Origin of the sequence: Halorussus aquaticus (genome assembly GCF_024218795.1) — an archaeon.
Taxonomy (GTDB): domain Archaea; phylum Halobacteriota; class Halobacteria; order Halobacteriales; family Haladaptataceae; genus Halorussus; species Halorussus aquaticus.
Genome location: NZ_CP100400.1, coordinates 2,763,169 through 2,775,786, shown reverse-complemented (window position 1 = coordinate 2,775,786; position 12,618 = coordinate 2,763,169). Strand labels below are relative to the sequence as shown.

Sequence of the window (12,618 nt, the reverse complement as noted above, 5' to 3'; positions counted from 1 at the left end):
ACGACTCACTTCCCCTCCCACTCCGGGTCGCGATCCTCCAAGAAGGCGTCGATGCCCTCGTTCTTGTCCTCTGAGGCGAACAGGTGGGCGAACAGTTCGGCCTCGTACTCGATGCCCTGCTCCAACTCCATTCGACTGCTGGCTTTCACGGCCTTCTTGGCGAATTTCAGCGCGAGCGGACTCTTCTCGGCCATCGACTCGGCGAGGTCGTAGACGCGGTCCTCGAACGACTCCTCGTCGTGGACCTCGTCTACCAGACCGATGTCGCGGGCCTCGGTCGCGTCGACGAGTTCGCCCGAGAGAATCAGCTTCATCGCCTGTCCCTCGCCCACGAGTCGAGGGAGGCGCTGGGTCCCGCCGCCGCCGGGCATGATGCCGAGGTTTATCTCCGGTTGGCCGAGTTTCGCTCCCTCGCGGGCGATGCGCGTGTCGCAGGCCTGCGCGAGTTCGCACCCGCCGCCGAGCGCGTGGCCGTTGATAGCGCAGACGACCGGTTGGTCGAGGTCGTCCACGTACTCGTAGACGCGCGGGCGCTCGCTGGCCTCGCGCTGTTCGAGCGAGTCGCGCTCGCGGAGTTCGGTCACGTCCGCGCCCGCCACGAACGCGCCCGACTCCGCCGAACCGGTGAGCACGACCACGCGCACGTCGCTGGCCTCGATGGCGTCTAACACGTACTTCAACTCGCCGCGCAACTGGGCGTTCAGCGCGTTCCGCGCGTCGGGCCGCGAGAGCGTGACGGTGGCGACGTTCTCGACGCGGTCACCGACCGAGACGTTCACCGTCTCGCATTCGGCGGCGACCGCCTCGGGACTGCCGACTGCGGCGTCGCCGCGATCGGCGCTCTCGTCCTCACCGGTCATTCTTCGTCACCCCAGTCGTCGCTGGTCCCCACGATTTCGCCGTCTTCCCAGACGTAGAACCCCTCGCCAGTCTTCTTGCCGAGGTTCCCGGCCCGGACCTTCCGGCGGAGAATCTGGGGCGGGCGGAACCGCTCGCCGAGTTCCTCGCGGAGGTGTTCGAGGATGTCGAGGCGCACGTCCAGTCCCACCACGTCGCCCAACTCGACGGGACCCATCGGGTGGTTGTAGCCGAGTTCCATCGACTGGTCGATGTCCCGCGGACTCGCGACGCCCTCCTCGACCATCCGCATGGCTTCGACGCCGAGGGCGACGCCGAGACGCGAGGAGGCGAACCCCGCGGTGTCCCGCACTTCGATGGCCGTCTTGCCGATTTCCTCCACGAAGTCGGTGGCGAACGCGACGGTCTCGTCGTCGGTCTGCTCGCCCACGACGACCTCGACCAACTGCATGATGTGGACCGGGTTGAAGAAGTGGAGTCCGATGCCGCGTCCGGGGTCGTCGAGCGCCGAGACGATTTCGGTCACGGGGAGCGAGGAGGTGTTGGAAGCGATGACCGCGTCCGCGGGGGCCTCGGCCTCCACGTCCTCGAATATCTGCTTCTTGAGGTCCACGTCTTCCGGGACTGCCTCGACCACGAGGTCGGCGTCCGAGACGGCCTCGGCGAGGTCGGTCGTGCCCGAGACGCGGTCGAGCGCCGCCCGCATCTCGTCGTCAGTCACCTTGTCGCGTTCGACGCCGCCCCGCAGGTTCTCCTCGATGGCGGCGATACCGTCGTCTACGAGGGCACGCTCTACGTCCCGAATCGTCACGTCGTGGTCGGCCATCGCCGAGACTTGAGCGATGCCGTGTCCCATGGTTCCGGCTCCGAGTACAGCAACGTTCATGACAGTTCAAGCCGCGAGCGGAGCGCTGTTAAGCGTTTATCCCTCGGATGTTGAACAGGTGTCTCGGCCCCGCGGGACGAGTTCCAGTCCAAAGGAACGCGACGACCAGACCGAAGGCGAGGCACACGCTTCGCTCGAATCTCGACGGTCAGTTCGTTCCCTGCGGACGGACTTTGAACCCGTACCGTGTCACCCCTTCCTGCGTGTAGATGCGGCGCATCGTCGTCTCCACGGCGTCGCCAATCTCGACGGTCTCAGGCTCCGCGGCCACGACCTGTGCCGGGACGCTCGCGGAACTGTCCTCCGGTCCCTCCAAGGCAACCACGGCCACGGCGAAGTCCCCCGACTGAGCCTGCTGCTCGGCGAACTCCGGGGGTGCGCCGCCCTGCGAGATGACCGTTGCGGCCTCCACGGTGCCCTCGCCGGTGAGTTCGACTTCGTCGTACTCCTCCACGAGAATCTTACAGGAATTACAGGCACCTTCCGGCGGGAAGTTCAGACTCCCGCACTCCGGGCACCGGCCCGCGAGCAGGCGGTGACGCTGGTCGAGCGTCCGCCGCCACGACGGCACGCTGACGTACGCACCGCCGCCCTCTGGCGGTCCCGTCGTGAGTTCCCCGCGCTTGCGGAGGTACTCGGCGTAGCTGACCGCCTCGGCGTCGTCGAGCGCCGTGTTCGCGGCGACGCCGCCGGTCCCGTCGTGCTCGACCAGCAGGGCGTCAGCGCCCGCGCCGCTGCCGAACGACGCGGCCAGAATCCGCTCGGCTCCCGCCGCGAGCGCCGACGCGAGTCCGAGCGGGACGCTCGCGGCGGCCGTGTCGCCCAACTCGTGGACCGTCGCGCACCGCTGAATCGCCTCGGTATCGACGCCGAGCGCCCCCGCCGCGCGGTACGGTAGTTTTCCGTTCGGCGCTTGGACTGCCGCCGCGTCGATTTCGCTCCCGTGGACAGCCAACTGCTCGACCGCTCCCGCCAGCGTCTCGGTGAACGCCTGTCGCTCGTACCCGGTCGCGCCGAGTCCTTCGACGGACTGGGACCCCGAACGGCGGAAGCGAGTCCCGGGGTACTCGGTGGCGTACTCGGCGCGCCGCCGGACCGCCGCGTTGCCCGACCCGGAGAGGACGAATCCGGCCGCGCCCGCTCCTGCGGCGTGGTCCTCGGTGCTGTCGGGGTCGCCCCGCGGACAGTCCGCGGCCACGACCAGACCGACCGATTCATCCTCGTCGTCTGTGGCTCCGTTCTCCCACGGTCCGGCCGAGAGCGCGGCGTCGAGCGCCCGCGTCCCGGCCCGCGTGCTTCCGGTGAAGACGTGGCGCGTGGCCGCGCCCGGGACCGAGAGCATCCCGCCGAGGCGCGCGGTCAGGTCCTCCTCGGCCAGCGGGGGTGTGGTCGAGGCGAACGCGAGGAACGCCACGTCCGCGCCCGAACGGTCTGCCGCGTCGAGCGCCCGCGCGGCGGCCTCGTAGCCCATCGTCAGGGCGTCCTCGTCGGCGTCGGGGACCGCCTTCGATTCGACACCCGCGGCGTGGAACTGGCCCCACGCCTCTTCGAACACTTCGGCAGAGACGCGGAATCGCGGCGCGTACGCGCCGACGGCTTCGATTCCGGGGTCGGTCGTCATCGCCCCACCTCCTGCTCCTTCTCGAAGACGTGAACCACCGCGGCCCCGCCGCTCCCGCCGACGTTGTGGGTCAGGCCTCGGGCCGCGCCCTCGACCTGCCGGTCGCCGGCGTCGCCGGAGAGTTGCTCGAACGCCTCCGCGACCTGTCCCGCGCCGGTCGCGCCGATGGGGTGACCCTTCGATTTGAGTCCGCCCGAGGTGTTGACCGGTAGGTCGCCGCCGAGCGCAGTCGCGCCGGATTCGACCAGCTTACCGCCTTCGCCGGGTTCGCAGAAGCCCAAATCCTCGTAGGCCAGAATCTCGGCGATGGAGAAGCAGTCGTGGACTTCCGCGAAGTCGAGGTCCTCGGGGGCGATTTCGGCGCGCCGGTAGGCTTTCTCCGCGGCGCGCCGGGAGGCCTCGATGCCGGTGTAGCTGTCGCGCTGAAACAGGCCTACGGCGTCGCTCGCCGCGCCGACGCCCGCGATTCGGATGGGGTCGTCGGTGTACTCTGCCACCGCGTCCTCGCTGGCAATCAGGGCGACTGCGGCCCCGTCGGTCGTCGGACAGCAGTGGTAGAGCGTCAGCGGGTCGGCGACGGTCTGGGCGTTCTCGGCGTCCTCCAGCGAGCACTCGAAGCCCAACTGGGCGTGGGGGTTCTTCGCGCCGTTGCGGTGGTTCTTGACCGCGACGTGCGAGAGTTGCTCGCTGGTCGTCCCGTACTCGGCCATGTGGGCGTCGGCCATCTGGGCGTAGACGCCCGCGAACGTCGTGCCGGAGAGCCGTTCCCACTCGGTCTCTCCCGAGACGCCGAGCCAGTACTTCGTCGCGTCGCCGGACGTGTCGGTCATGATTTCGACCCCGCCCGCCAGCACCACGTCGGCCATCCCGGACCGCACCGCCTGCACGGCCTGCCGGACGGCGTATCCGGAGGCGGCGCAGGCGTTCTCGACTCGCGTGGTCGGGATGCCGTGGAGACCGACGTGTTCGGTGGCGGCCGGTCCGGAGAGACCCAACTGGCGGCCCCCAACGCCGAGGGTGCCGACGACCGCCTCGTCCACGGCGTCGGAGTCCATGCCCGCGGGGACAGACCCGCGGGCCGCCTCGAACGCACTGGCGAACAGCGACCGGTAGCTTTCGTCGGGGAACGACCCGAAGTCGGTCTGGGCCGCACCGACGAGATAGGCGTCGCGCATGGGTAACACGTGACGGTCTCGGTGGAAATAGTTGCCGCCGTGGGATTCTCTGGCACCGTTCCGAACCTCCGCAGAATCGAGGGGGTGGGAAAGGGGTGCTGGGTTCTCTGAGTCCCCGAAGCACTATCGTGTTCTCGGATAGTGCGTATGAGGGTAATTCACGGACCTCGCATAAAAACGCGGTATCGTTTACTCTTAAATGGATCGGAGCGAGCGACCCCTTATCGACCAAACAGTTTAGTCGGTTTCTTGCGAACTATTATCTGACATGGTCTACAACGACGTCGAGACCACCTCACGCGACGACCTTCGGGACCTGCAGGACGAGCGACTCGCCGAGACCGTGGCGTACGCCTACGAGAACGTGGACTTCTACCGGGAGGCGCTCGACGAAGCGGGCGTCTCGCCGGACGACATCGAGGGCGTCGAGGACGTTTCGAAGCTGCCGTTCACGACCAAGGAGGACTTCCGGGACGAGTACCCCGACGGCCTGTTCGCGGTCGAACACGGAGACGTGCGCCGGATTCACGCTTCCTCGGGCACCACCGGCAAGCCCAAAATCGTGAGCTACACCGACGGGGACCTCGGCGTCTGGCGGGAAGTGATGGCTCGGTCGCTGTACGCCGCGGGCGTCCGACCGGAGCAGGTCGTCCAGAACGCCTACGGCTACGGACTGTTCACCGGCGGACTCGGGTTCCACGACGGCGTCGAGGAACTCGGGGCCTGCGTCGTTCCGACCGGCGGGGGTAACACCTCGCGACAGTTGGACATGCTCCGAGATTTAGAGAGCGACGTGCTGGCCTGCACCCCGTCGTACTGCCTCTACCTCGCGGAGGCCGCCGAGGAGCGCGGCATCGACCCCCGAGAACTGCCGCTCTCGACGGTGGTCATCGGCGCGGAACCGTTCACCGACCCCATGCGCGACGAAATCGAGGAGGCCCTCGACGTGACCGCGGTGGACGTGTACGGTCTCTCCGAAATCATCGGTCCGGGCGTCTCCATCGAGTGCGAGGCGGTGCAGAACGGTCTCCACGTCTGGGAGGACCACTTCCTCCCCGAAGTCGTGGACCCCGGAACCGGCGAACCCCTGCCCGAGGGCGAGGAGGGCGAACTCGTCCTGACGACCCTGACGAAGGAGGCCCTGCCGGTCCTGCGGTATCGGACCGGCGACATGACCTCGCTGACCTACGAGGAGTGCGACTGCGGTCGCACCGTCGCCCGGATGGACAACGTCACCGGCCGGACCGACGACCTCATCATCGTCCGCGGGGTCAACGTCTACCCGAGCCAAATCGAGGAAGTGCTGGTGGACATCGAGGACGTCGCGCCCCACTACCGCATCGACCTCTACCGGCGGGGAAGCCTCGACGCGATGGAACTCACCGTGGAGTACCACGAGGACTACGAGGGGACCCACGACGAACTGGAGCGCCGAATCCGCCGGAAACTCGAAGAGACGCTGGAGGTCAAGCCCGACGAGTTAGAGGTCGTCGGGCCGGGCGTCGTCGAGCGCACCGAGGTCGGGAAGGTCAAGCGCGTGTTCGACCACCGGGGCGAGGCGTAGAGAGGCCCGACGGGTCCGCTCGATATCGTCAGACCTGCTCTACGCGACGGCGAACGAGACTCGATACCGGACAGTCGAACGCCGGGTCCGACTCGACTTCTCGGCGCTTCGCTGGCCGCGTGTCTCCCGTACGCCGAGCGACCCCTCGACGGCGTACTCGCCCGGCGGAAGGGCCGCCGGGACCGCGTACGTCTCGCTCACCGTCGCGCCGGGTTCGACGGTGGTGGTCAGTGCGACCTCCTCGACCAACCGAACGTCGCGGTCCTCGGTCCGAACGTAGTCGCTGGCGGCGTAGGCGTCGGTCCAGAGCAGGTGGTCGGTCGAAGCGTCCGGCGAGTCGGCGCGGTCGGTCGGGCCGGACGAACGATTCGCCGAGTCGGCCGGACGGCACCTGACGACGCCGAAGGGGCGGGGCGCGCCGCCGGAGAGCGTGAGCGCGGTGTCACCCTCGTTGTCGAGCGCGAGGTGGAGGCGACCGTTCTCGACTCGGGCCGACACCGAGACCGGAACCGGGCCGTGTTTCTCGACGACGGACGTGTAGAAGGTGTCGTCGAGGCGGACGTACTCGTGGGTCCGGAGTTCGTCGAGCAGGCCCGCGGGCGCGCGGTCGAACCCGTACCCGCCGCGGGTCCGTCCGGCGCGCCGGAGGAGTTCGCGGGTCCGCTCGCGGGCCGCGTCGGCGTTCCAGACCGGTCCGCCGACCGCCACCGAGACCGGAACCTCGGTCGCCGAGAGTTCGTACGGGGGACCGGAATCGGTGACTTCGACCGAGAACGAGACGACGTCGCCGTGGTACCGGGCGGCGTCGTAGGCGTCGAAGAACGCCGCGAGCGACGGCCAGACGTAGCTCAGTTCGATGCCCTCCTCGCGGGCGATACGGAGGAGGCCGCTGGCGACGTAGTCCTCGCGGGTGACCGCCCGCTCGTACTCCTCGTAGGTGGCGACGTCGCCGGTCACGTCGCTCGGCGCGACCGTCTCGGCGGTGACTCGATGGGTCGGGAAGGTGTCGTCGAGGCGGAGGTAGGTCCCGTCGCGCTCGACGAACGAGGTCGAACTGGCGAACCGACGGAGCCACTCCGGCGGGTCGCGGGTCCGGTGTGTCCCGGCGACGGCCGACCGAAGGACGGCGCGCTCCCGGTCGCTCAGGTCGGCGGCGGGAGTGACCGCGCCGGTCGGGTCGTCGCCGAGGTCGTTCAGGCGGACGACGTAGTCGAACGTCTCGACGCCCGAGACCGAGAGCGCCGGGTCGTCCGACGGACCCTCCGCGGCCGCCATCCGGGTCGCGGCGTCCGAAGCGGTCGCGTCGGTCCGTCCCGCTAACGCGTCGGACGCGCCGAGGCATCCGGCGACCGTCGCGGCCGCACCGACCGCGAGGCGGAGGAACGGGCGGCGTTGCATACCGATGGATGACACTCGCGGTTCAAAAGCATGCAGGAATTGAAGTCGTCTCGCGGGTCGTCGCGTCCGGGACCCGGCCCGACCGGCGGACACGCGGCCCGTCAGGACGACTGCGTGCCAATCTGTGGCTCGTACTGTCGTCGCTCCCCGGACCCGCTGGTGAAGAGCGCCACCAGTTTTCGAAGGGCGACGTACGCGACCACGACCGGCAGAACCGGCAGGAGCAAGAGGAGGTAGCTCGCGGCCATCGCCTGTCCGACTCGCGCCATGACGAGTTCGGCTTTGGATTTACCGAGTACTGCTCTCCTGTCCATGCTATCACCCGTCCGCGTTCGAACGATGGGTCGGAAAGGACAAGAAAGTTACCGGTTTCGAGTGTCACCGTGTTACACGCGCTACTCTCACTACTCGTCTGGATGGTAGACTCGGCCGCGGAAGGTGGCGATTTCGTCGCCGCTCTCGTCGGTGACGGCGACCCGGTAGGAGGCCGTCCGACCCCGCCGGTGGAGACGGTCGGCGTCTGCGGTCAGCGTCTCCCCGACTTCGACGGCCTCGAAGTAGGAGATGTTGGTCTCCATCGCCAGCGCGGTGTCGCACTCGCTGTTCGACGCGGCGGCGAACGCGGCGTCCGCGAGCGAGTAGACGACCCCGCCGTGGGGCGTCCCGTGGAAGTTCAGCAGGTCGTCGGTGACGGTGAGTTCGGTGCGCGCGTTTCCGGGGCCGAGGGCGGCGAGTTCGATGCCGAGTTTCTCGCAGAACGGGTCGGACTCGATGGTCTCGCGTCGGTCGTCGGACACCTCGGTCATGCAGGGGGTTCGCGCGACGGACACTTATAACCCGAGTCGCGCCGTTCCGGAACTCGAAACCCACTCTATCGTCACTCTCGGGAAGCGGAGAATCGAGTGGGACTCGCGGTAACTCCGTCCGGTACGTCCGACTGCTAGATTACCGCAGGCGCTTCCGACTCACACTTCTGGGGTCGGCCCCCTCTCTCGTTCATCAATTATACCATAGAATTTTATCGTCTCCGAGCGAAGTCGGACGTATGCCCTACAGTTACACGCCGCACCACTTCGAGGACTTCGAGGAGGGCCAGACGTTCGAGAGCGTCGGCCGGACTGTCACCGAGTACGACTTCGTGATGCACTCGGCGTTCGCGGGCGACTGGACCGAACTCCACACCAACAAGGAGTACGCCGAGGGCGAGGAGTTCGGCGAGCGCGTGGCCCACGGCCCGATGACGTTCGTGCTGGCGACGGGGTTCGTCTACCGCACCGGGATTCTGGAGCGGACCGTGCTTGCCTTCCTCGGGATGAACTACATGGACATCCCGAACCCGGTCCACATGGACGACACCATCTCGCTGGACATGGAAGTCGTCGAGACCAAGCACATTTCGAGTCGGGACGACGCCGGGTTGGTCGTCATCGACACGACGATGACGAATCAGGAGGACACGGTCGTCTTCGAGGGCGACATGAAGTTCCTCATCAAGAAGGAGTAGTTCCCGACGTTACTCTAGGTCTGTCAGTCGCCCGTACTCGTTCCACTCGCCGTCGAGCAGACGTCGATGGGCGCGCGGTTCGCACCATCCTGTCGGGGTGCGAGTCGCAGAGAGGCGGTACTGCGGGTCGTCGCCGTCGTACGGACAGATTTCGACGCGGATTCCGGCCTCGTCGCGGTCGATGCGCGACGGTCTGCCCCGAATCAGCGTCCCGCCGACGCGGGCAGTGACCTCGTCGTCTGCCGTAATATCGAACAGTCGTTCCACGAGTTCCGAGGCCGTTCTGGCTTCGGTCGGTGGTACGCGGTCGCGCCGTTTCATGAGTACCGATAACGTATAACTCGATTACGGCCGCTCTATATAAAACTCCGCGTCCTGATACGTATCCGGCTGTCTGCTATCCGTTTTTCTCTGACCGAACGGCCACCGGGGTACTCCCGGAGACTCGCCTCCCCCCAACGATTTTTCACGACACTCCGCGAACACCTTCCCATGCCGAAACTCGACGTCGTCGCCGACCACGAGGACGACTATCCCATCATCGACACCCACTGTCACCAACCGACCGAGGAGTTCCTCGAAAAGGCAGGCGGCCAGATGATGGAAGACGCCGCGAAGAAGTTCGGCGCGGAGATGGAGACCGACACCTACGACAACCTCGTCGCGGAGTACCACGAGTGCGGCATCGGCAGGGCCATCCTGCTCGGGTGGGACGCCGAGACCAACACAGGGAACCCGCCCGTGCCGAACGACTACGTGGCGGAGGTCCGCGACGAGTACGACGACTTCTTCGTCGGGTTCGCCAGCGTGGACCCTCTGAAAGACGACTGCGTCGAGGAGGCCGAACGCGCCGTGAAGGACCTCGACCTCTCGGGATTCAAGTTCCAGCAGATAGCGCAGGGGTTCGACCCGAGCGACCCCGAACACGACGACCTCTGGGCCACCATCGAGGACCTCGGCGTCCCGGTCGTCTTCCACGGCGGCAACTCCACGCTCGGCGCAGGCGCACCGGGCGGGCGCGGTCTCAAGATAAAGTACGGGAATCCGATGCTGATAGACGACGTGGCCGCGGAGTACCCCGACCTCCAGATTCTGCTCGCGCACCCGGCGTTCCCGTGGGAGAAGGAGCAACTCGCCATCTGCCAGCAGAAGGGCAACGTCTACATGGACCTCTCGGGGTGGATGCCCCGGTACATCGACGACCAAGTCCTCCACTACGCGAAGACCCTGCTACAGGACAAGGTGATGTTCGGCACCGACTACCCGATGATAGACCCCGCGCCGTGGCTGGAGCAGTTCGCGGAACTCGACTTCCCGGAGGCGGTCCAGCGCAAGATTCTCTGGGAGAACGCCGAGGAGTTCCTCGGTTTGTAAGAAAATAGTGAGAAACCGAGGGTTACTCCAGGCAGGCCGGGTCCGTCAGTTCGTTACAGTCCTGCGTGTCCACACCGTCGTTCGTGACGGAGGAGTCGGCCGTAATCGGCTCCTCGGCTCTCGGACAGAGCGGACACCCTTCCGGAGTCACCGTCACCGACCCGAGACACTCCTTCTTGGGGCTAGCGGAACACTCGACGTTCAGGTCTGCCGTGACCGGTGCGTCGGTGGTAATCGAGTCGTCCACTGTACTCGGCGCGGCGGCGGTAGCCGCCGACGCTGCCGTGGCGAGTCCAGCGAGTAGTACAACCGATGCGAGTAGGAGTTTGTGTGCCGTTTTCATTGGAATCACCTTCTCCGGCGGCACGTAGTGACGCTGCCGCCGACTGGGATAGATACCCACCGTATATAAATTTTATCCTGAACACATTTGGAAATTGAGTTGCCTTATTCCGTGCGAGACCCGGAGTCGTCGTCGCCAAAGAGCGTCGTCTCGTCGCTTCCGGCGTGGCGGAGTTCGACCGCGTGACGCGTGTGGCGGACGTGAGTTTCGGCCCATCGCGTCGCGGCGTCGCGGGCGAGTCGCTCGACGACCTCCGTGCAGTTGCGACACGTCGCGCGCCACGTGGACACGTCGTCCGGGAAGTGGCCGGTGTGGCGCTCGTGGTCGAGCGCGAACTGTTCGACGGCGTGATTGCCGACGCCCAAATCCTCGAACTCCGTCGAGAGGTCCCACGTCCGGTCGCAGCGCTGGCAACTGATAGTCGGGGCGTCGAACTCCTCGCCGGTCGAGTCGTCGCCGGTCGGCAGTTCGTCGGTCGGGTCCCAGTCGTTTCGGTCGGACACGGTTCACCGTAGCGAGGCCAGCCATTTGAGTGTCGTCACCGAGAACGGAACGAAAACGTACTTGTTATCCGGAAAACACGTTCCGATGTGGCACTCGACGCTCTCCGCTCACGGGGCCTGTCGGTCGGTCGCTTGTCGGTGGCAGTGGTCTTAGCGGCGCTGCTGGTGGCCGCTGCGATAGACGGCGACCTCAGACCGTCGTCGCTGGTACTCGTCGCTACGGGAGTCGTCTTCTTCGTCGCGAGTGCCTTCCGACGAGTCCGGCACCACGCCGCGTGGAACGTCACGGAGAACGCCGTCCTCCTCGTCTGGGGTCTCGCGCTTTATCTCGGCGATAGCGACCCGTCCGTCCTCGGGTTACTCCTCGTCGCCGCCGGACTGCTCGGCGTCGTCGTCGAGTCGTACAACTACCGCCACGGGACGACGTACGGTCGAATCAGGTGTCGAGAGTGACGACGGTTCGTGGACGGCATCGCGGGAGTGACGACGGTTCGTGGACGGCGTCGCCGGTTCACTCGAACTCGGGGTCTCGTCCCTCCAAGAACGCCGCGACGCCTTCCTCGTGTTCGGGCGTGGCGGAGGCCTGCGACTGGACCATGTTCTCGTAGTCTAGGGCCTCCCGCCACTCTCGGCCCATGTTCTCGTGGATGGCGCGCTTGGCGAGACCGATGGTTCTCGTCGGGCGCTCTCGCAGGGTGTCCAGCAGGTCCTCGACCGCCGCGTCGAGTTCGTCCTCGGCCGCGACCTCGTTTATCAGTCCCATCTCGGCCGCCTCCTCGGCCCCGAAGAACTCGCCGGTGAACGCGAGGCGCTTGGCGGTCCGGAGTCCCACGAGGCGCGGGAGCAGGAAACTCCCGCCCGTGTCCGGTATCAGGCCCACTCGAACGAAGGCGCAACTGAAGGTCGCGGACTCTGCGGCGTACGCGAAGTCGCTGACCGCCGCGACCGCCAGTCCCGCGCCGACGGCGTCGCCGTTGACCTTGGCGACGATGGGGACCGCGGCCGAGAGGGCCGCTTCCACGAGACGACCGAACGTCTCGGTGACGTGGTCGTAGTACTCGTCGGTCGTTTTCTCGCGGTCGGCCATCGACTGGATGTCGCCGCCCGCGCTGAACGCCCCTCCTTCGCCCGTCAGCACGACGGCGTCGAGGTCGTCGGAGTCGGCCTCGGCGAACACCTCGGCCAACTCCTCGGCGAGTTCCGGGGTGAAGGCGTTCATGACCTCGGGGCGGTCGAACGTGACGGTCCTGATACCATCGTCGTCTGAAATCTTCATACCGGACCCTCCCGCGCCACCACGATAAGGGTACTCCACCGACGTCGCGGCGTCGAGGCTACCACGAGAACTGCGTGTCGAAACCGGACCGAATCGGTCGCGCCAGAGCGACCGAA

Annotated in this window: 15 protein-coding genes; 4 read left to right on the top strand and 11 right to left on the bottom strand. The window is 66.8% G+C overall.

Annotated features, from left to right (window positions below):
- Positions 1-5 precede the first annotated feature (5 nt).
- The 4 genes from NGM06_RS14315 to NGM06_RS14300 form a co-directional block, all read right to left on the bottom strand.
- Complete coding sequence (locus NGM06_RS14315) at positions 6-860, bottom strand: enoyl-CoA hydratase/isomerase family protein (RefSeq protein WP_254267612.1); 855 nt, start codon at positions 858-860, stop codon at positions 6-8.
- Entirely contained in the window at positions 857-1,744 is an 888-nt protein-coding gene (locus NGM06_RS14310; protein ID WP_254267611.1) for a 3-hydroxyacyl-CoA dehydrogenase family protein, read from the bottom strand. The genes NGM06_RS14315 and NGM06_RS14310 overlap by 4 nt, the downstream gene beginning before the upstream one ends.
- Positions 1,745-1,892: 148 nt before the next feature.
- Complete coding sequence (locus tag NGM06_RS14305; RefSeq protein ID WP_254267610.1) at positions 1,893-3,365, bottom strand: OB-fold domain-containing protein; 1,473 nt, start codon at positions 3,363-3,365, stop codon at positions 1,893-1,895.
- On the bottom strand, positions 3,362-4,540 hold the full coding sequence (locus tag NGM06_RS14300; protein ID WP_254267609.1) for a thiolase domain-containing protein: 1,179 nt from the start codon (positions 4,538-4,540) through the stop codon (positions 3,362-3,364). The genes NGM06_RS14305 and NGM06_RS14300 overlap by 4 nt, the downstream gene beginning before the upstream one ends.
- A 268-nt stretch (positions 4,541-4,808) precedes the next feature.
- On the opposite strand from NGM06_RS14300, the gene paaK reads away from it, so the two are divergent.
- Entirely contained in the window at positions 4,809-6,104 is a 1,296-nt protein-coding gene (gene paaK, locus NGM06_RS14295; protein ID WP_254267608.1) for a phenylacetate--CoA ligase PaaK, read from the top strand.
- Between the two features lie 39 nt (positions 6,105-6,143).
- Here paaK and NGM06_RS14290 read toward each other — a convergent pair whose 3' ends face one another.
- From NGM06_RS14290 to paaI, 3 genes are all read right to left on the bottom strand, one after another.
- Positions 6,144-7,502: a DUF8130 domain-containing protein gene (locus NGM06_RS14290; RefSeq protein ID WP_254267607.1), complete on the bottom strand. Its 1,359-nt coding sequence runs from the start codon at positions 7,500-7,502 to the stop codon at positions 6,144-6,146.
- Positions 7,503-7,603: 101 nt separating this feature from the next.
- The gene (locus NGM06_RS14285; protein ID WP_254267606.1) at positions 7,604-7,816 is read right to left on the bottom strand and encodes a hypothetical protein; all 213 of its coding nucleotides are present in this window, start codon (positions 7,814-7,816) and stop codon (positions 7,604-7,606) included.
- A gap of 90 nt (positions 7,817-7,906) precedes the next feature.
- On the bottom strand, positions 7,907-8,308 hold the full coding sequence (paaI, locus tag NGM06_RS14280; RefSeq protein ID WP_254267605.1) for a hydroxyphenylacetyl-CoA thioesterase PaaI: 402 nt from the start codon (positions 8,306-8,308) through the stop codon (positions 7,907-7,909).
- A gap of 239 nt (positions 8,309-8,547) precedes the next feature.
- On the opposite strand from paaI, the gene NGM06_RS14275 reads away from it, so the two are divergent.
- The gene (locus NGM06_RS14275) at positions 8,548-9,006 is read left to right on the top strand and encodes a MaoC/PaaZ C-terminal domain-containing protein (protein ID WP_254267604.1); all 459 of its coding nucleotides are present in this window, start codon (positions 8,548-8,550) and stop codon (positions 9,004-9,006) included.
- 9 nt (positions 9,007-9,015) lie between these two features.
- Here NGM06_RS14275 and NGM06_RS14270 read toward each other — a convergent pair whose 3' ends face one another.
- Entirely contained in the window at positions 9,016-9,327 is a 312-nt protein-coding gene (locus NGM06_RS14270; protein ID WP_254267603.1) for a hypothetical protein, read from the bottom strand.
- A 171-nt stretch (positions 9,328-9,498) separates the two neighbouring features.
- On the opposite strand from NGM06_RS14270, the gene NGM06_RS14265 reads away from it, so the two are divergent.
- The gene (locus NGM06_RS14265; protein WP_254267602.1) at positions 9,499-10,380 is read left to right on the top strand and encodes an amidohydrolase family protein; all 882 of its coding nucleotides are present in this window, start codon (positions 9,499-9,501) and stop codon (positions 10,378-10,380) included.
- A 22-nt stretch (positions 10,381-10,402) separates the two neighbouring features.
- Here the strand turns inward: NGM06_RS14265 and NGM06_RS14260 are convergent, their stop codons facing one another.
- Positions 10,403-10,723, bottom strand: coding sequence for a hypothetical protein (locus NGM06_RS14260; RefSeq protein WP_254267601.1), 321 nt, complete (start codon positions 10,721-10,723; stop codon positions 10,403-10,405).
- A 104-nt stretch (positions 10,724-10,827) separates the two neighbouring features.
- On the bottom strand, positions 10,828-11,226 hold the full coding sequence (locus NGM06_RS14255) for a DUF8062 family protein (protein WP_254267600.1): 399 nt from the start codon (positions 11,224-11,226) through the stop codon (positions 10,828-10,830).
- 87 nt (positions 11,227-11,313) lie between these two features.
- Here NGM06_RS14255 and NGM06_RS14250 point away from each other — a divergent pair, with 87 nt between their 5' ends.
- On the top strand, positions 11,314-11,679 hold the full coding sequence (locus NGM06_RS14250) for a DUF8064 family membrane protein (RefSeq protein ID WP_254267599.1): 366 nt from the start codon (positions 11,314-11,316) through the stop codon (positions 11,677-11,679).
- A 58-nt stretch (positions 11,680-11,737) separates the two neighbouring features.
- On the opposite strand, the gene NGM06_RS14245 is transcribed toward NGM06_RS14250, so the two are convergent.
- The gene (locus NGM06_RS14245) at positions 11,738-12,502 is read right to left on the bottom strand and encodes an enoyl-CoA hydratase/isomerase family protein (RefSeq protein WP_254267598.1); all 765 of its coding nucleotides are present in this window, start codon (positions 12,500-12,502) and stop codon (positions 11,738-11,740) included.
- Positions 12,503-12,618: the final 116 nt, after the last annotated feature.

Bases quoted from the DNA above. Each gene is read 5' to 3' on its own strand.
- NGM06_RS14315 (WP_254267612.1), bottom strand. From the start codon at position 860: ATGACCGGTGAGGACGAGAGCGCCGATCGCGGCGACGCCGCAGTCGGC.
- NGM06_RS14310 (WP_254267611.1), bottom strand. From the start codon at position 1,744: ATGAACGTTGCTGTACTCGGAGCCGGAACCATGGGACACGGCATCGCT.
- NGM06_RS14305 (WP_254267610.1), bottom strand. From the start codon at position 3,365: ATGACGACCGACCCCGGAATCGAAGCCGTCGGCGCGTACGCGCCGCGA.
- NGM06_RS14300 (WP_254267609.1), bottom strand. From the start codon at position 4,540: ATGCGCGACGCCTATCTCGTCGGTGCGGCCCAGACCGACTTCGGGTCG.
- paaK (WP_254267608.1), top strand. From the start codon at position 4,809: ATGGTCTACAACGACGTCGAGACCACCTCACGCGACGACCTTCGGGAC.
- NGM06_RS14290 (WP_254267607.1), bottom strand. From the start codon at position 7,502: ATGCAACGCCGCCCGTTCCTCCGCCTCGCGGTCGGTGCGGCCGCGACG.
- NGM06_RS14285 (WP_254267606.1), bottom strand. From the start codon at position 7,816: ATGGACAGGAGAGCAGTACTCGGTAAATCCAAAGCCGAACTCGTCATG.
- paaI (WP_254267605.1), bottom strand. From the start codon at position 8,308: ATGACCGAGGTGTCCGACGACCGACGCGAGACCATCGAGTCCGACCCG.
- NGM06_RS14275 (WP_254267604.1), top strand. From the start codon at position 8,548: ATGCCCTACAGTTACACGCCGCACCACTTCGAGGACTTCGAGGAGGGC.
- NGM06_RS14270 (WP_254267603.1), bottom strand. From the start codon at position 9,327: ATGAAACGGCGCGACCGCGTACCACCGACCGAAGCCAGAACGGCCTCG.
- NGM06_RS14265 (WP_254267602.1), top strand. From the start codon at position 9,499: ATGCCGAAACTCGACGTCGTCGCCGACCACGAGGACGACTATCCCATC.
- NGM06_RS14260 (WP_254267601.1), bottom strand. From the start codon at position 10,723: ATGAAAACGGCACACAAACTCCTACTCGCATCGGTTGTACTACTCGCT.
- NGM06_RS14245 (WP_254267598.1), bottom strand. From the start codon at position 12,502: ATGAAGATTTCAGACGACGATGGTATCAGGACCGTCACGTTCGACCGC.